Here is an 18,152-nt window from a genome sequence, read left to right on the forward strand (position 1 = left end):
CGCATCGTAAAGTTGAGGCCAGACTACAACAAATGGCGAACGAAATCAGTGAAACTTGCTTTAAGTATTAATACGGGAATCGAAAGGGCCCCGTTTGGGGCCCTTTCGGAAGTCCTGACCGATCGGTCTGCCGGCTGCTATTGAGCGGAGCTCGGGAAGGCCGACAGCAGCCAATGCGGCTTTGTGGACGCATAGGAGCTGGCGTTCGCCGTGACGGACGGGTCCGCGTAAATGACATTCGGACCGCCAGCAGCATTCTTCTGCTGCTGCATCCATTCCGCAGATCCGGGCACTGCCGCGGTCGTCGTCGAGCCGGTGAAGCGGTCGGCAAAGCCGGTGTCCTTCGGCTGAGCCGCCGCATAGCCCTCCTTGTAGCCCTTGGCGGGACGGGCTGCAGCAGTGGGGGCTGGAACTGCGACGTGCAGCGGCTCAGATCCCGTCTGGGGCAGGTTCACGCGCAGGGTGGGGAACGAGTAGCGCGGAAGGCCGATCGAAAGCATGTCGGTCGGCGCGGCATCGACCGGCGGCGGAGCCTTCAGATACTCGATCAAGGTGCCCATCGCGGCCAGCAGCTGATAGTCGGCGAAGACGACGACACCGCGGGCGGAGGTGAGCGAGACCGATGCGTTGAAGAACTGGTTCTGCGCGTTCAAGAGATCGATCAGCGAACGCTGACCGAGCTCGTATTCCTTCTGGAAGGCTGCGATGGTTTTGCGGTCGGCTTCCAGCTGGCGCGCCAGAGCTGCAATGCGGGTGGCCGTGATCGTACGGGCGTTCCATGCCTTGTCGATCGACTCATACGCATCGCGCTGCAGGCGTGCGTGGCGCATGGTGGCTTCGGTATAGCGCTCGGCCTTCTCCGACCTGTTCCAGGCGTCCTGGCCGCCGCGGAAGATGTCCCACGACATCACCACCTTGCCGCTGTAGTCCTCATGGGTCACGGCGGGATTTCCCGGCGCCGTCACGTAGGGGAAAGAGTTGTCGTAGTGGGTTGCGCGGCCCTCGAGATAGAATTTCGGGCCGAACGTTCCGTCGGTCGCCTTGAACGCATGCTTGGCCGCGTCGGCGTCGGATTGTGCAGCCGCAATCGTCGAATTGAACCGCAGGGTGGTCGCCAGCGCTTCGTCGCGGCTATTCGGCAATCCCGCGAGCGGGGCAGGGAAGCGAACGTTGATGGCCTCGAGGCCAACCGTCTTGCGGTACTTCGCCCGCGCATCATCCAGACTGCGCTGGAATTCCGCGAGTGCCGCACGGGCGGCCTCGACGCGCTCACGCGCTTGCTCGAGATCGCCTTCGCCGGCCCGACCGCCCGAGAAGCGGGAGTTCACATTCGCAAAGATCTTGTCATGGTTGGCGACGTTCTGCTGGGCGAGGCTGACCAGCCGCATATATCGTGTGACGTCCACATAGGCTTCGGCGGCGTCGAGCGCCAATAGCTCGGTCCTCTCCTTGACGCGGGAGGCGGCGGCGTTCACGCGCGCGGTCTGACGCCAGACGTCATAGATCGACGAGAAGCCGTCCCAGAGCAGCTGGCGCACCACCACGGATTCCTGGCTGCCATTACGCCACGGTCCTGAACCGACCGTCGGTGCCTGGATCGACGGGGCGATGAAGCCCGGCGGCTGGTCGAACTTTTCCGGACCATAGCTGGCGTCGACACGCACCTGCGGCAGTAGCGTGCTCTGGGTCTGCCTCAATTCGCTTTCGGTCGCCCGACGATTTGCGGAAGCTTCACCCACGCCCGGGTTGGTCTGCATCGCCTGGCGCAAGGCGTCGTTGATGGAAAAAACCTCGGCACGCGCTGACGTTGCCGCCAGGCACAGGCACGCAATGACCGTGTAGGCCGACCTCATTATATTCCGCCCCTACTCGAAAAAATAATACGTGGAATCTGCCAAAAAGCTAACAAAGGACAGTTCCGCTACCTATGACATTTCAGCCACACAGCGGCTGTAAACGGCCGTAGAAAACTGGTTGCGCGAGAAGCGATTTAAATAATTATATTAAATTGCAATGGTTTAGTGACGTTTGTGGAGATGCTTGACCTGGTGCCGGTCAGCAACACCGTCGATTGGAAGAGGGAAGGTCGGTTAAGCTCGCCTTAACGGCCGGCTGCAGGCTTCAACCGCCCTCCGTAGACGCTCCGCTGTGACGAACCACGGTGAGCGATGTGCTCCGAATGAGGAGCGGCTCCGACGCCCCCCGAAATTCGAGGGCGATTGCCTACACGGCAATGGTGGGGGAGCACAGATCGAACCAGCAGAACGGTGGGCGGTCGACAAGAGATCGGTCGTGGTGTGGCCTGTCGCGCAATTCGTCGGTGATCTTCCGGCTCGGCGACGCCTCACGCCTACTAAAGAAGCCTGGATTGATGGCGCAAGATTCACTCCGGCGCAATCGGATGTGGTGGACGCTCGATCAATGTCCTGAGGTTCTCTAATTCGACGAAAACATCGGCGTGCCTGCGAAGTTCGTCGGCGATCATCGGAGGTTTGGTCCGAATGCTGGAAACGACGGAAACGCGGACGCCCTTCCGCCTGACAGCTTCAACCACAGCGCGCAGGTCACCATCGCCGGAGAACACGAATGCTTGGTCGATGCGGGGGGCGATTTCCAACGCGTCGACTGCAAGCTCGATGCCGATGCTGCGCTTCATTCGCCGCCGTCCATCGCCGTCGTCATGCTGCTTGGCGGCCTTTCTCCTCACCGCATATCCGTTGTAATCGAGCCAATCCACCAGCGGGCGAAGGCTGCTGAACTCGTCGTCATCCCTCACGACCGTGTAGAAATACGCGCGGACGATTTGCCCATGCTTGCCGAACTCCAGGAGCAATCGCCGGAAGTCGACCTCAAAGCCGAGGTTCTTGACCGTCGTGTGCAAATTCGCACCATCGATGAAAAGTGCAATACGATCGGTCATCTCAAGTCCCCATGAGGCCCGGATCAGTCGCCTTCTTGCTTTTCGTTCTAAGAATTTCTTGAGCGGATCGCGGCGCCACCTAATGTCTTCGCTTGAATCACTCATCCTAAGGCAAGGACTTGGTCGGGAAAAAGCACAAATTGAGCGAGGCGATCATCGCGCTGATCGTGCGCTTATTGATAAAGGTGCCTAAGCCACGGGGAGTCCAAGTGCAGACGGACCAGTGCACGTTGAACAGTGATGCTGACCGGCCCCCCGGACGTAGACACACGTTCAGCTAACAAGAGAATTGCCCGCTATGGCGCTTTGATGGCATCGGTTGCAATGACCGAATGTGCTTATCTCCAATTCGGATATACGTCGGCCCTCGCAACGACAACTCTCGCTTCGTCGGCGAAAGCGTCCGTAGGCGACAATGCGGTGCAGCGGTCATAACGGGTCGTCGCGCACGTGGTTACGTAACCAACGTAATTACATCGAAAATTCAATGCAGAGTACCGCCGCATTTTGCTGCTGACGCGATATTTCGAGATACTACTTTTTTGCAATGCGGGCTTTGTCGATACCAACTGGCCAGACAAAAGCGAATGAATTTGCTGCCCTTAATTGTGCATAGCTCGCTCGTACCCAGGGAGCGCACGTGGGCCCCCTCTAGCGCTCGCCGACAGCGAGCGGGGCGTGGTCGACCAACCGCCCAATGTTGAGCATCAGTGGGCTTTCTTGCTAACTGTAGACACGACATCTTCGACGACGCAGATCTCTTATCAGCTGAGACCCTGATTTCGTCAGGTGCTGCGACCCGAAAAACAATGATGATCGACTTTGACCGATCGCTAAGTTTGGCCACGCAGTGGGCGGAAGCCAGCGTTGACATTCTGACATTGGGGCCGGCCGCCGGCTCCACGGGCAGGGTATCGTCGGACTTTCGGGATGCTTGCTCGGTCGCCGGTAGCGCGACTTGGTCGAAGTGAGCGCGATGCCTCGTCGTTTTCCACTCTGCTTCCTGCCGTTGCGAGGGTAGCCCGCCCGAGCATCGACAAGTAGGCGCAGCCGAGCGCGGTCAGCCCGGACGGCGCGATCGCGGATTGTCGCTGTGCCTTCCCGGATCAGATCGCACAGGCGTAGGCGAGCGCGTCCAGCGTGATCAAGGCGACGGAGCTTGTACGGCCGCGCTTGCGTTTCTTAAATGCACGATCAACAGAACCCTCGCGCAAGGCGCATTCGGGGCAGGTTGAGCCCAGCGCAGTGTTGCTGCTCGAAGTTGCGGGTGGCTTGGAGGGGATTCCGAACGTTGGCGGCTTCTCCGGGAAAATTCGGTAGATCGAGATTGAGAGCATCGGACGCTGTTTTCACATGATGTTGCCAAGTTTGTATTTTGGAAGCTGTGTATGCGGTAACCGCATCGCACGAGCTTGGAGCGTTGGGAGCTTCTCAAACGTGCGATCCTTCCGAATGACGATCTCAACGGGAAAATTGGGTAGATCGGGACCGCAAGCTCGTTATGCAGAGCGTCTCTTTCGCGGAATCGTCCTCGATCTTGGACTTTGGGGCCGTCACCGTATTCGCACGGGGGAGGCCTTTCGCAACTTCTCGAAATGAACAAAATCTCTATAAAAATAGGGGATTCTGAACGCTGTCTTCGAAGTGCGGTGGCTAGGGCGCGGTCGGCGACCGCTACACGGTAGGGTTAATAATCGATTACTAATCGACAGGTTTCTTGCTTCAGATTATAAGCGGTTCCCAGTTGGCCCCGGATTTTTGCCCGCCAACATTTTTTGTAAATTCATCTTAAAAGGGATATTTTCCTATGCTGAAGCTTTATGTCCAGACCACCGAAGCCTTCAAGCGCCTTCGCGCCGACCAGGAAGGCGTGGTGTCGTTCGAGTACATTATCGTCGCGGCTTGTATCATCGGCGCGGTGGCTGCTGCGTTCGGTACGGGAGCTACTGGTGCCATCGGGACGGCGCTGTCTGGCGGTATCGCCGCTATCGTCACCAAGTTCAATGCGGCGGTGTAATACGCCTATCTGACCCCGGCGGGGGGCATCGGAATGTGTCCCCCAAATTGTACCCAGTTGGCAGCACGGCATTGTCTATCAAGGGTAGTAGTTCTGGTTCATTTTGTCAGAAGGATTTTCTCCTATGTCGAGGTATTATGTTGAGATCAGCGAAGCCTTGAAGAACCTCCGCACGGATCAAGACGGCGTGGTGTCGTTCGAATACATTATCGTCGCGGCGTGTATCATCGGCGCGGTAGCTGCTGCGTTCGGTACGGGAGCTACGGGTGCCATCGGGACGGCGCTGTCTGGCGGCATCGCGGCTATCGTCACCGCCTTCAATGCGGCCGTGTAATACTGCTATCTGACGCCGGAGGAGGCATCGGACGTGCCCCTCCGCCTTTTTACCTTTTTAGATATGCATTTGAATGTGCCCCCCTTTTTTGAGGCACGCATTTTATGGATTGGATTGCTCCCACAGCCGGATCTCTCGAAATCTTGTTGTTGCTATATGTCGCAACGATCGATATCGCGACACGATTGATCCGAAATGAGATTTGCTTGGCGCTGGCAGCCCTTGGAATCGCTAGTCAACTAGCTGATCCAATGCAAGTTGCCCGGTCGCTGGTCGTTGCTGCGATCCTGCTGCTGCTGCTGTTCGTCATCTACCAGCGCGGAAAGATCGGCGGCGGCGATGTCAAGCTGCTCGTTGCTCTGGCAATTGGTCTCCCGCTGACGGGCGTAATCCAGTTGTTGACCGTTACCGCTCTAGCCGGCGGCGTTCTTGCCCTGGTGCATCTGCTAATGCGCATCCTGCCTTATCCCAGGCTCGCGCCTGCCGGATCGTCGCTCGTGCGCCGCGTCTATGCGGTTGAGCGTTGGCGCCACTTGCGACACGCGCCGCTACCATACGGGGTCGCCATTGCGTGCGGAGGTATTTGGACTGTTTTGAGCAAAGGATTTTAGTATGTCGTCCGCCTTGCGTCTCTCGATAATCATGGTGCTCCTGCTCGCAACCGCTGCGCTCGGGCTTATTGGCTACAACATGAACCTGTCTAAAGCGCAGGTCCCGGTAGTAGAGGTCTCGGTGAAGGCGCCGGAGCCTCTCACTGTCGGGTACTTTGTCGCGGCCCATCCGTTGCCGAGAGGAACGTTGGCCCGCGACGAAGATTTCACAGTACGCTTGGCGCCGCCTGGTAGCGTTCCAGCAGGGGCGATCCTCGATACACCGGACGCCAAGACCGGAATTCGCGGATCTCTGGTTCGTAACTTCCTCGACACTGGTAGTCTCGTCACATCAGAAAACATCTTGCGCCCGCGAGAACGGGGTTTTCTCGCCAGCGTCCTGGCACCAGATAGCCGTGCCATCAGCATCAACGTTGATGCGGCGTCTGGTGTCTCGGGCCTGATCTGGCCGGGTGACTATGTGGATGTTGTGTTGACCCAGGAGCCGACCACAGCGACCGAGGATAAAACAGCTCAACAGCATGGCACACTGAGCGAAACCGTTGTTCATAACGTTCGAGTCGTCGCGATTGACCAGGAGATTGTGCAGGGTGGCCCAGCCAACAACGCTGCGGCCGGAAAGGTTGCGCATACGGTAACGTTGCAGCTTGCGCCGGAGCAGGTCAAGAAACTTACCGTCGCAGGACAGCGCGGCAAGCTCACCTTGGCCGTACGGTCAGCGGTCGACCGGCAGGATACCGCGGACGCGGATACGACCGTCGTGGTTTATGCCGGCAGTAGCTCTACGAAATTCTCGGTCAAGAAAGACGATACCGGAAGCTCGCGCACCGCGTTGAGTGCAGGGAGGTAGTGGTGAGCGTCAACATGGCAATGGTCAGTCCGCCTGAAGAACTTGCGTCTCTCTCAACACGCAACCGAATCGTCTGTTTCGTAAATGACGAGCTCAGTGCAGCGGCTTTGCGCAAAGGCCTCGAAGATAGCAACTTAACGATCAGGCGCGGCACGATCCGTAATGCCATACGGATGCTTGAGACGGACACCGAACTATTCGCACTGGTGGCAGACATCAGTGGACTCGATGATCCGTTTACCGAACTGGAAAGGTTGGCAAGCGTCTGCCCACCCGATGTCCTGGTGGCTCTGATTGGTGAGAACAGGGAGATCACTTTCTACCGCGAGTTGATGGAAATCGGCTTGACCGAGTACCTTCCGAGGCCGCTCACGCGCGATATGGTGCTACATCAGTTGCGCCCGAAGTTGCTCGGCGACGTGCGGCCTGGCGCGGCCGATCGTGGCGGGCACGTGATCTCGATTTGTGGCGCTCAGGGGGGCGCCGGAGCGACCAGTATCGCTATCAATCTCGCGCTGCAACTGGCCGAAACTACTAAAGCCAAGGTCGCCCTCCTCGACCTTCATCTACAAAACGGCGAAACAGCAGTGATGCTGGGTGTTCGGCCGGGGCCTGGGCTGCGCATCGCTCTCGAAAACCCGATGCGGGCGGACACACTGTTCCTCGAACGCGCGGCAATCGATATTGATGAGCGGGTTTGCTTGATTTCCGCCGATGAGGACCTCGATGCGCAACTGGACATCACTGAAGCGGGAGTGAGACATGTGTTGGGCCTGCTTCGTCAGCGGTTCAACTACATCGTTGTCGATATACCAGTTCCGTTTCCGCCATCGATTCATCCGGTGATCACGCTTTCTCGCCATGTGCTGGTGCTGCTGGAAGCGGAGGTGACCGGACTTCGTAATGCCCATGCCCTCCGCACCGCGGTCACGAACATCGCCGGTAAGGATCGGGTCTTTACGTTGCTCAACCGTGCCAATCGGCCCGGGGGCCTGCCCAGGGCAACGATCGTCAAGGCCTTGGGCGCGGAGCCGGACATGGTGATTCCCGATCTCGGAAAGGGGATGACCCAAGCGGTCAATCTCGGAATCCCAGCTTTGAAGCACGTATCAGCACTGCGACGTCACCTTGCCCCGATTGTGCGGGAGATTGCCGGTATCGGAGCCCAGCGGAAGGGATGGTTCAGGAGGCTATTCAGGTGACGAAAAAGTTTGGTACGCGCGAACGCGACGACACGCCAGCCCGTCTACCTTCATTGACGCCAAGGGACGGCGGGCCAACTCGTTTGCCTCCAAGTCGCGACGAACCCTTGACCGAGCAGCCCGCGATGCCAGTTTCGGTGCGCGAACGAGTGATGATGCCAGCTTCGCTGCGCGAACGAGTCATTGCGCAGATTGAGCCATCGGTGGCCGCAACTGTTTCGCGCGATGTTCTTCGGCAGCAGATCGAGGAAATTATCCATGGAATAGCCAACCAGGAGCGCCTCGAACTCTCAGGTCGCGAGCAGCTTCTGTTGGCGGACGAGATCGCAGACGACATGACCGGCTACGGGCCGCTTCGTCCGCTCCTGCTGGATGAATCGATCAATGATATCATGGTCAACGGACCAAGTAATGTTTATGTCGAGCGAAACGGCAAGCTGGAACGGATCGCCATACGGTTCCGCGATAATGATCACATCGCATCGGTGGCGCAGAAGATTGCGTCGCAGGTTGGACGGCGCGTTGATGAATCCAGCCCGATGGTGGATTGCCGTTTGCCGGACGGCAGTCGGGTCAACATCATCTTCCCGCCGCTAGCGATCCACAGCCCCTGCATTTCCATCCGAAAATTTCCAAGCCGCCGTTTGGATATGGCCGGAATGGTCAAAAACGGGTCAATGACCTCGGCGATGGGGGAGTTGCTGGAGATTGCCGGCCGGTGTCGGCTCAATATTTTGGTCTCTGGAGGTACCGGTTCCGGCAAGACGACGCTGTTGAACGCCATGAGCCAATTTATTGATCACAGTGAACGCGTTGTCACCATCGAGGATGCGGCAGAGTTGCAGCTTCAACAGCCCCATGTGATCAGCCTGGAGACCCGGCCTCCCAGCCTCGAAGGTACGGGGCAGGTGACACAACGCGATCTAGTCTGGAACGCCCTGAGGATGCGTCCTGATCGCATCGTCGTAGGCGAGGTGCGCGGCGCTGAAGCGTTTGACATGCTGCAAGCGATGAACACCGGCCACGATGGGTCGATCTCCACCGTACATGCTAACTCCGCACGTGACGCGCTGACCCGCATTGAAAACATGGTGCAGATGGGACAGCCAAATCTGCCGCTGCGGGCAATTCGATCTCAAATCGTCGCAGCGCTGGATATTATCGTGCAAGTAGAACGCATGCGGGATGGACAGCGCCGCGTTATCCAAATTAGCGAGGTGATCGGCCTGGAAGGCGATGTGATCACCACCAATGATATCGCGGCGTTCGAGTACAAAGAGGAGGATGTTCACGGACGGATATCGGGCACCTATCGGTCTACACACGCAATCCCGAAATTCAACACCCGTCTTTCCTATTATGGGCTCGACCGAGCCTGGGCTGAGGCTATGAGGCAATTATAATGGCGCAGTCTTTGATCATCATTGACCTGGTGCTTCTGGTATGCGCAGCAGCCATGACGCTTTGGCTCGGCGCTCGACAAAGCCGCATTGATCGACAGGTAGCCAAAGCCGTGCGAACCTCACATTCGGCGAGCCTACCTTCGATTCGTCGGTTAGAGGCCGGGTCTCGGTCGATGTTTCTCCACCGCTTAGCCAATTACAGGGCTGGGACAGCTTACGCTTGGCGCCCCGCCTATGTGCTACTCGCCGGTGTCATCGCAGCAGCGGCAATCTTTTATGTCAATAGCCTGTTGAATTTTCCCATCCTCTACGTGTCTTTCGCGGCTGCAATTGTCGCCATCATGGTGGTGCGAGGTCTGTTTGGATGGCAGCAAAATCGCCTCGCCAATCAACTTTTTCGACAGCTACCTGACACGATCCAGCTGGTGACAAGTACTGTTCGATCCGGGCTGCCCGTGAACGAAGCATTTCGTATCATTGCGCGCGAGATGCCGGAACCAACAGCCGGGCAGTTTGCTATCGTATGCAGCGAAGTGGCTATGGGAAGCTCTCCGGAGGAGGCCGTCGAAGCTGTCTATCGGCGAACGCAAGTGACGGAGTATGGGATCTTTGCGGTGACACTTGCGGTCCAGCTGAAGTCAGGTGGCAGTTTAACCGAAACGTTGCAGACTCTGGGAGACACCGTGAGGCAGCGTGTCGCGCTCGCTGCTCGTGCGAAGGCCCTGGCAGGAGAGGTGATCTTTTCCTCTCGAGCACTTTCATTATCGCCCTTCATTGTCGGTGGGTTGCTCTACGCGATCAATCCGCAAACAGTTGATCTGCTGATCTACGATCGGACCGGAAACATGCTCCTGGCTTACGCGGGAGCCTCGGTGCTTATCGGGACCCTTGTGATACGTTGGATGGTCAGAAGGGAAACAGAACTATGACTTTTGGTTTCAGTTTGGTCGCCCTCACCATAACACTTGCGACTGCGGCGATGGTGTTGATCCTTTACGAGCTTCACTTTCGTGCGTTGAACATGCGGGTGTCAAACGCCGTGATGGGCGTTCCTGGCCGGTCAGCTCCCTTCGGAGACATTACCGGTTGGCTTTCATCGCTCGGGATGCGGTATCGGCGCTTCTACTCTGCAGAAAATCTGGACCAACTGCGAACAATTGTTCAATCGTCAGGTTTCAATTCACATCGAACCTTGTCGATCTGGATCGGTGTCAAAACTGTCAGCATGTTCTTGTTTCCGATCATTGGCTTGTTTGTTGCTCAGCTTTTAGGGAAGTCGCTGGCCGACGGGCTGATCTTCATTCTCATTGGCGTGGTGATCGGAATTATGGGGCCGCGGTTGATCCTGTCGGTGCTGAAACGGCGTTTTAACGCCGGCATCCGGCTAGGAACGCCGGACATGATCGATTTGCTGGTTGTCTGCAGCGAAGTGGGAATGGGTCTGGAGAGCGCGCTGGAACGAGTAGCGGAAGAAATGAGCCAGACTAATCCTGCGATGACCCAGGTCCTGTACGGGCTTCTTGATGATCTCCGGATATTGCCAAATCGCAGCGAGGCATTCGACAAATTAGGATCTACGTCAGAAGGACTTCGCCGGTTCGGCGTCATGGTTGGCCAAAGCCTGCAATATGGAACGCCGTTGAGCCAGGCGCTGCGCAGCATCGCTGTCGACCTGCGGCGAGAACGTATTACCAAGCTGGAAGAAAGAGCACACAAGCTGGGCGCCAAGCTGACTATTCCGATGGTGTTGTTCATGCTTCCAGCCATGTTCATCATTCTGGGTGGAAGTCCATTTCTGCACCTTATACGTACATTCGCCAGCTTCGGGATGAAGTAAGCCATGAGCACGGTTGCCTTGTCGAAAAACTGGTCTTACGAGCGGATCATGCAGCTGTTTGGCGGCATGTGGTTCATGTTGCTGGCACTTCTGGTCGCCATCAAAATTGGGGTATCGCTTGCCGATCCCTGGCCATCGCTTCTGTCGAGTTTTTGTCTTGCCATCTTCTACACGCTTGTGACGGTGTTGATCATGACCAGGCCACCGGCAAAGGCGCAAGCGCCCGGCCTGCTGCCTAAAGTAGCTGCGTTCGTCGGCAGCTATATGCCCTGGACGATCACCTTCTTCGGCAAGACCGACCAGGCGTTGCCAAACTTGCTATCCACCGCTTGCGTGCTGATCGGCATGATCATGATGCTTGTCACGATCCGACATCTGGGTCGGGCGTTCAGTTTGGTACCGCAGGCACGTTCAGTGGTGCAAACCGGTCCTTATCGATGGATCAAACACCCACTCTATCTCTCGGAAGAAATCGCGATAGTGGGTGTCGTACTGCTACATCTGACGCCGGTTACGGTGATCCTGCTGATCCTGCATATCGGCGTCCAGGTGTGCCGAATTCTTTACGAGGAAGACCTGCTTCGGCGCAACTTTCCTGAGTACTCCAGTTACGAAGCATCACGCTGGAGATTGATTCCTTGTGTTTGGTGAGTGGTCATGAATGGCCGGCTTGTTATGGAAATGTGTTGATCTGCATCGGTCTAACACTGACCCGAAGAGGCCAACCGTGCTGGATTTATTGCCCTGTCGAGATAGGCCTGTGAGACGTAGAGTATTTTTCATCGCGGATCAGCGCGGCGCCGCCGCGTTTGAGATGCTGATCGTTTTCGCTTTCCTGGGGGTAAGCCTGCTTCTGCCGCTTGCCGACGTTGCTGCCGCTGGCTTTCAGTTCGTATCCGCGTGGGGGGCGTTACGCTCCTTCGGGCAACAAATCCAGTACAACACACCACCTGACGTTACCAACTGGGCAAGCTGGAAGTCGGGACTCCCGACGTCGGTTGCAGGTTATCCCATCAACAATCTCCAGGTCCTTTGCGGTGATGCCATCGCTGCCTGCTCCGGAACCAACTCCGGTTCGCCCAAGTACTACACATACACGACGACCGTCACCGTCTCGCCCATCATCTTAACAGCCGTGTTGTGCGCCAATTCTTGTACCTACACGCTGTCTTACTCAGAACGGTTTCAATAGGAGTGTTCCATGCGTAGCTTGCTTCGCTCTCGCCGTGGTTCCGTCGCCTTCGCAACCGTTGTCGCTCTGATACCGCTGATAGGAGTGGTCGCACTCGGGGGCGAGGCGGGATCGTGGTACGTTACCAGGCAACACGCGCAGAATGCCGCCGATGCGGCAGCCTATTCGGGTGCGATGCAGCAATTATGCTTAGCGAATCTACCCTGTGCGGTTGCACAATCGATGGACTATCGCGCCAAGCAGTCCGCGGCACAGAACGGGTTCTGCAACGCGGGCGGCACCTCCTATCCCGGCTCCGTGTGTAGCGCCAGCCTTCCCTCAGGAGTCTCGCAGACCGTCACGATCACTCCGCTCGCTTCATGGAACGGGACCGCCGGAACCTTCGTTCAGGCCACTGTTAGCCAGCAACAGCCGGCGTACCTGGCAGCAGTGCTTGGTTTGACTACGGTCACCATCCCCGCGACAGCCGTGGCCGCAGTACAAAGGCTGGCGGCGCCGGCCTGCGTCTTGGCATTGACCGGCTCCATCAGTTTCCAAGGCAGCCCGAACATCAATGCGCCCAATTGCGGCATGGCCTCGAACGATCCGGCCAAGGATGCAATAAACTTCACCGGCGGCGGGATGAGCATGAATCTCGGTTCGCTATCGACTGTCGGCGGCTGCACGGGTGCCGCGTCGTTCTGTAGCAAGGCGCTGACGTATATGCCGGCCCCGACCGTCGATCCGTTCACTGCTCTCGATGGCGCCCTCACCACGTTGTGCGGAGCGAACCCCACCGTCCCCACCAAATGCGGTCTTCCGCCTTGCGGAGGATCGACGCTCGTCGCTTACACGGCCGCCAATCCATGTACGAATGATGGTCTCCACATCACAAGCAATGGGGCCGAAACTCTGTCCCCCGGCGGGAACACGGGCTGCCCCACGACCGCATCCAGCTGCGTTTACTTCATCTCGGGTACTCTGAAAATCACAGGGACCCCAACGATCTCGGGTACGGCTACGTTCATTCTGCTGCCAGGGGCGACAATCAACAACCAGGGGAATGCGGTGATCACCATTACGGGGCCGACGACTGCCCCTGCCCCAAGTGCCTCGTTGCTTCCTGCGGCCCTTCAGTCTAACGCTGCCTTATTCCAGTACATGGCTCTTTATGCTGCTCCGTGTCCTACATGTTCGACCTCACAGAACAGCATGACCTTTGGGGGAAATACAAACATCACGCTCAACGGAAACATCTACGCGCCGACCGCAAATGTGACGTTTCAGGGCAATCCTACTATTACCGTAGGCGGCGCAGGAGGCGGCTGTGGCCAGCTGGTCGCCGCCTCGATTGCGTTCAATGGCAATGCCACCTTCAACAACAATCAGTGCGGGACAACGAGCGTGCCTAAAAGCCAGTATGTCCAGTTGGTGCAGTGATGAGAAAGCTCGATCAGCGCGGCATGGCGGCGTTCGAATTCTGCCTTGTCGCCGTGCCGCTTTTCACATTGATGTTCGCCATCTTTGATCTGGGCCGTTACGCGATCACCATGCAGTCGTTGCGGACGCTCGCGAATGCGGGTGCTCGCGCGATCATGATCAACTGCTACACAAATGCTGCAATCCAAAAAGCAACTCCCGCTTGCAGCGGTGATCCCTTGCCGTCCGCTGCGGCCAAACAAGCGGTTGCGCCCTTCTTGTATAATGGCGGTCTCACGCCGACACTGAGCGTACCGGCGACGGCAACCTCCCCAATTACTGTTACGGCATCTCAACCGGGTTTCACTATGATTATGCCGATATGGGGCACGACATTGAACGCGCCGAGCGCGTCCACCACAATACCGTTCTGACACGTTCCCAGGCTTCATCGTGGAATGCGCCTGGACTACGGTAAGCGACAGAGAACTGGTCCCGGTTGTCCGGACAGATTTTCCGCATCCACAAGTGGAGCTTGCCGGGGCGCCTGCCAATCGGGGCGGGCACCTGGGCGATAAGATCGAGCCAGAACGATGGGTCGGGCCGTGGGTCTTCGAGTGCGATTGTCGCCAAGCTGGTCGCCCCAGCAGGTCATCGCCACGCAGGCCCGGAATGTGGTGCCCGCTGGCAACATCGCGCAATTTTCGCTGGCGTTGCCACATCTTCCCGAAGGTCTTTCCTTGCAATCGACGCGCGCGGCGGGGGAGTATCTCCAAGCCGCGTTTTGCGGTTGGATCCCGGGCTGGGTGGGCTCCTTGCTCAACGCGCTAGGGATAGGAATTTGCAAGTAACTATTTGTAGTCGGACGCATTGTAAGCTCTGCGGCGTGGTGGGCGAAGGAGAGTAGCCAGAACGCTGGGAGCCGTAGATTTACGGGATGGCCGCGATGTCAGCGGCGGAGGGGATGCGAAATGAGTGGCGGTCGCGTGTGGGGTAGCGCGGAACGTGGTCTCTTCGCCGTGAGCCTGGTGGCTCTGGGCGCTGCGCTTGCCGTTTTCACTGCCGCTGATCGCGCGAAGGCGGCTGAGCGTCGGGGCTCTTCCAGCGGCGTCTTTGTCAGCGAAATGAACGACGTCCAGCGGGTCAAGGTGACCCTCAACAAGTCACGCACCTTCAGGGTCGATTCGGCCTTTTCGACAATCGTGGCTGGCTCGCCCGATATCGTCGACGTGAAGTCGCTGAGCGATCACCTGATCTACGTCCAGGGCAAGAAGACCGGCAGCACCAACGTCATCCTGTTCGACAGTTCGATGAAGCAGATCGGCATTCTGGATGTCGAGGTGACTCTGGATATCGGCAATCTGCAGCAGAACATCTCGTCCGGCACGGGTACGCGCGGCATTCGCGTCTCTGCGTCTGAAGGCCAGGTGGTGCTGAGCGGAATGGCTGCCGATGCGGTGGCCGCGGAGAAGGCGATGGCGATCGCCAAAGGCAGCGTTCCCGAGGGCGGCATCGTCGTCAACGCGATGAGCGTTGCGGCGCCGCAGCAAGTAATGCTCGAGGTGCGCTTTCTCGAGGTCTCCCGGCAGGCGGGGCGTGACCTTGGTGTGAACCTCTTTGCGGCGAACGCCAACGGCACCAATGTCGCGAATACGGGGCTGGGCGGTATAAACATCGCTGGTCGAGCGCCGATCGGTGGTATCAATACCACTCCTGGTGTCATTGGTACCGGGGGAACTCCCGCTACTAGCGCTAACGTAGGCGCTGCCCCCACAGGCAGCCTTCCCCTGCTTGCTACGGCAAGCACGCTCATGGGCACTGCCGGCGGTGTAGCTCCGGTCCCGTTCGGAAGCCTGTTGACCAGCATCTTGAGGACCAGCAACGGCAGTTCGGTGGACCTTCTGATTACCGCATTGGAGACGAAGGGACTGGCGCGCCGGCTGGCGGAGCCGAACCTGACCACGCTTTCCGGCGATGCCGCGCGCTTCCTGGCCGGCGGCGAATTCCCGGTGCCGATCCCGAATACGACGACGAACGGTTTTCCGACCGTGACGATCGACTACAAGAAGTTCGGCGTCGAATTGGCCTTCGTCCCCACCGTGCTCTCGCGCGGCGTAATCAACCTTCGGGTCGAACCCTCGGTCAGCGAGCTTGATTTCACCAATGCGGTGACGATCCAGGGGACCACGGTGCCATCTTTGACTCGCCGCGACGCGCGCACCACGGTCGAACTGCGCGACGGCCAGAGCTTCGCCATCGCCGGCCTGCTGCAGACCCGCAACCGGCAGGACGTCTCACAATTGCCCTGGATTGGCTCGGTGCCCGTGCTCGGCAGCCTGTTCGGCAGCAAGTCGTACCAGCAGGAGGAAACCGATCTCGTGATCATCGTGACGCCGCGCCTGGTCGCGCCGGCGGCACCCGGCCAGCAACTGGCATCGCCGCTCGACTCCCGCCTGCCGGCCAACGACGTCGATTTCTTCCTCAATGGCCAGATGGAAGTTCGCAAGCGCTATGACGATTACGTCAATTCCGGCGGCGAGGTGAAGGGACCCTATGGCCACATCATCGCACCCAATGCGGTCATACCCGCTCCGCCGCCGACCGTTGGTGCGAACCAGCCGGTCGTGAAGACCCTGAACTAGAGGAGGCGAGGGATGACCATCAGATATCTGGCTTTGCTCGCACCCTTGCTGCTCGGCGGCTGCTACGGCGTCTACGGGCATGACGAGATGGACCGCTACGTCCAGCGTTCCGACACCATCACGATGAGTGCCGGCAATGCCAAAGAAGTTAACGCCGTCACCCACACAATCCACCCATGGCCGGCATATGTCGGCGATCGCCGGCTCGCCTACGATGCCCGGCGTGTCGGCGGTGCCGTGACGCGCTACAGCACCACGACGCGGCCAGTGGATCAGCTTCCCGACATACCCGATCCGACCAGAGCGATAGGCCAGGCGCCGCCCGTCACCACAATTCAGAATATCAACACAACCGGACTGGGACCGGGAACCGGAGGATCGGTGGCCATCGGGGCGGGGGGAGGCGGCAGGTAGTGGTGAGCTGAGGGTCTCAGCCACCTGAGCATTTGCCGTTGGGAGAGCTCTTGGCGCTGATCCCGGTGTTTCGGTCGTGTCGTCTGTTTTTGTAGGTAGTTTCGCGATGATCTTTCGAAAGGTGCAAGAGATGCGCTGGAAGTGGGGAACGGGGCGAGGATTGTATCGCCTTGCTCCAGCGCTGATCTGTTGCTGCATGGCGACCGGCCTTGGGGCCTGCGACTACACGACGCGGGAGGCGGCGATCGTTGCGCCGGTGGATCCGCCGGGCGGCGACCCTGTGCAGGAGCCGACCGACGTCAAATATTATCCCTCCGACGAGCCGGTGCGACTGGGGCTGGAGCAATACAACCGCGGCAACTACGGTATAGCCCAGCGCTATTTCAAGGACGCCGTCGAGAAATCGCCGAAGGACGTGACGGCCTGGGTCGGGCTCGCGGCGAGCTATGATCGGATACGCCGCTTCGATCTTGCCGACCAGGCCTATGCGTCAGCGATCCGGCTTGGCGGCGAGACCGTGCAAATCCTGAATGATCAGGGATATTCCCTCATGCTGCGCGGCAATCTGAGCGGCGCGCGGAAGAAGTTCGAGAAGGCGTATTCGCTCGATCCGGGCAACCCGGTGATTGCCAACAACCTCGAGCTCCTCAACGGCAGCCGCAAGTTCATCGAGCGGCCGCCGAACAATCAACCATAATAAGAGGAGCAGGCCGCAATAGTTTGATTTTTATTGATGTTTTAATGTCGGGCAACGTGCTCGCCATGTGCCGGGGAACGTAAGCTCAAGCGTTGAACGCAGGGTCCATCCCTCGGACCGCCTCTTTAAGCTGCAATTGCTGGGACCGTTGGCGCTGTTGCAACCATCCTTTGCGCCGAATTGGCTGTACGTGCACTTGTATGTGCTCCCAGCTCTGAATTCCTCTGGTTCGCCGATCTCAGGATGTTCAGCATCGTTCAGCGCTGCTGACGCTGCTTTGAGCTATTTCGTTCCGATCAAGGGTTCAGTTCTTCGGGCTGGCGCTTCCGATCTTCGTGCTGGCTTGCGTTGGGTTCGCAGCCAGGTCCGGGCCGTTTTTCGCGGCCGCAAAGCACGCCAGTGAAGCCTATGCGCTGTTTTTGGTCGTCTCCACGCAGCCTGGTGCACCCACCGTTGCGCAGGCATCGCTTGTAACCGTTGCGGTCCCGTTGGGTGGCCAGTTCGTGATGGCGACTGTTTTAGGGGCCTACCTCCTGTCCTTTGCGATCACGCACCTGTTCTGTTTCTTGGCCGTAGGACAGGAAATCAGGGGGCTACGACCGATCTTGTTCTCGGCGTAGCAACCGCATTACCGC

At 58.4% G+C, this 18,152-nt stretch carries 17 protein-coding genes; 15 read left to right on the forward strand and 2 right to left on the reverse strand.

Annotated elements, in window-relative coordinates:
- Window positions 1-137: 137 nt before the first annotated feature.
- Both ACE103_RS15920 and ACE103_RS15925 read right to left on the reverse strand, forming a co-directional pair.
- On the reverse strand, window positions 138-1,853 hold the full coding sequence (locus tag ACE103_RS15920) for a TolC family outer membrane protein (RefSeq protein WP_375780190.1): 1,716 nt from the start codon (window positions 1,851-1,853) through the stop codon (window positions 138-140).
- 530 nt (window positions 1,854-2,383) lie between these two features.
- Complete coding sequence (locus tag ACE103_RS15925; protein WP_375780191.1) at window positions 2,384-2,920, reverse strand: NYN domain-containing protein; 537 nt, start codon at window positions 2,918-2,920, stop codon at window positions 2,384-2,386.
- 1,807 nt (window positions 2,921-4,727) lie between these two features.
- Between ACE103_RS15925 and ACE103_RS15930 the strand changes: the two genes are divergently transcribed.
- From ACE103_RS15930 to ACE103_RS16000, 15 genes are all read left to right on the forward strand, one after another.
- Window positions 4,728-4,937, forward strand: a complete 210-nt coding sequence (locus tag ACE103_RS15930; protein WP_375780192.1) for a hypothetical protein — start codon at window positions 4,728-4,730, stop codon at window positions 4,935-4,937.
- Between the two features lie 124 nt (window positions 4,938-5,061).
- Entirely contained in the window at window positions 5,062-5,271 is a 210-nt protein-coding gene (locus ACE103_RS15935) for a hypothetical protein (protein WP_375780193.1), read from the forward strand.
- Between the two features lie 104 nt (window positions 5,272-5,375).
- A complete protein-coding gene (locus ACE103_RS15940) occupies window positions 5,376-5,882 on the forward strand; it encodes a prepilin peptidase (protein ID WP_375780194.1) in 507 nt (168 codons plus the stop codon).
- Window position 5,883: 1 nt separating this feature from the next.
- Window positions 5,884-6,732, forward strand: coding sequence for a Flp pilus assembly protein CpaB (gene cpaB, locus ACE103_RS15945; protein WP_375780195.1), 849 nt, complete (start codon window positions 5,884-5,886; stop codon window positions 6,730-6,732).
- 2 nt (window positions 6,733-6,734) lie between these two features.
- Window positions 6,735-7,934, forward strand: a complete 1,200-nt coding sequence (locus ACE103_RS15950; protein ID WP_375780196.1) for a CpaE family protein — start codon at window positions 6,735-6,737, stop codon at window positions 7,932-7,934.
- 152 nt (window positions 7,935-8,086) lie between these two features.
- Window positions 8,087-9,337: a CpaF family protein gene (locus ACE103_RS15955; protein WP_375781117.1), complete on the forward strand. Its 1,251-nt coding sequence runs from the start codon at window positions 8,087-8,089 to the stop codon at window positions 9,335-9,337.
- Window positions 9,337-10,266 (forward strand): type II secretion system F family protein, encoded by a 930-nt coding sequence (locus ACE103_RS15960; RefSeq protein WP_375780197.1) that lies wholly within the window; start codon window positions 9,337-9,339, stop codon window positions 10,264-10,266. Before ACE103_RS15955 ends, ACE103_RS15960 begins: the two co-directional genes overlap by 1 nt.
- Window positions 10,263-11,174 carry a type II secretion system F family protein gene (locus ACE103_RS15965; protein WP_375780198.1) on the forward strand — a complete coding sequence of 304 codons (912 nt, stop codon included), beginning with the start codon at window positions 10,263-10,265 and terminating at the stop codon, window positions 11,172-11,174. Before ACE103_RS15960 ends, ACE103_RS15965 begins: the two co-directional genes overlap by 4 nt.
- A 3-nt stretch (window positions 11,175-11,177) precedes the next feature.
- On the forward strand, window positions 11,178-11,825 hold the full coding sequence (locus ACE103_RS15970; RefSeq protein ID WP_375780199.1) for a methyltransferase family protein: 648 nt from the start codon (window positions 11,178-11,180) through the stop codon (window positions 11,823-11,825).
- Window positions 11,826-11,901: 76 nt separating this feature from the next.
- Window positions 11,902-12,366 carry a hypothetical protein gene (locus ACE103_RS15975; RefSeq protein WP_375780200.1) on the forward strand — a complete coding sequence of 155 codons (465 nt, stop codon included), beginning with the start codon at window positions 11,902-11,904 and terminating at the stop codon, window positions 12,364-12,366.
- 9 nt (window positions 12,367-12,375) lie between these two features.
- Window positions 12,376-13,785: a pilus assembly protein TadG-related protein gene (locus ACE103_RS15980; RefSeq protein WP_375780201.1), complete on the forward strand. Its 1,410-nt coding sequence runs from the start codon at window positions 12,376-12,378 to the stop codon at window positions 13,783-13,785.
- Complete coding sequence (locus tag ACE103_RS15985) at window positions 13,785-14,198, forward strand: TadE/TadG family type IV pilus assembly protein (RefSeq protein ID WP_375780202.1); 414 nt, start codon at window positions 13,785-13,787, stop codon at window positions 14,196-14,198. Before ACE103_RS15980 ends, ACE103_RS15985 begins: the two co-directional genes overlap by 1 nt.
- Before the next feature lie 537 nt (window positions 14,199-14,735).
- Complete coding sequence (locus ACE103_RS15990; protein WP_375780203.1) at window positions 14,736-16,406, forward strand: type II and III secretion system protein family protein; 1,671 nt, start codon at window positions 14,736-14,738, stop codon at window positions 16,404-16,406.
- A gap of 12 nt (window positions 16,407-16,418) precedes the next feature.
- Window positions 16,419-16,820 carry a hypothetical protein gene (locus ACE103_RS15995; protein WP_375780204.1) on the forward strand — a complete coding sequence of 134 codons (402 nt, stop codon included), beginning with the start codon at window positions 16,419-16,421 and terminating at the stop codon, window positions 16,818-16,820.
- A 160-nt stretch (window positions 16,821-16,980) separates the two neighbouring features.
- Window positions 16,981-17,517 (forward strand): tetratricopeptide repeat protein, encoded by a 537-nt coding sequence (locus tag ACE103_RS16000; RefSeq protein WP_375781118.1) that lies wholly within the window; start codon window positions 16,981-16,983, stop codon window positions 17,515-17,517.
- The last annotated feature ends 635 nt before the right edge of the window (window positions 17,518-18,152 follow it).

Origin of the sequence: Bradyrhizobium sp. ma5, assembly GCF_042258955.1 — a bacterium.
Taxonomy (GTDB): domain Bacteria; phylum Pseudomonadota; class Alphaproteobacteria; order Rhizobiales; family Xanthobacteraceae; genus Bradyrhizobium.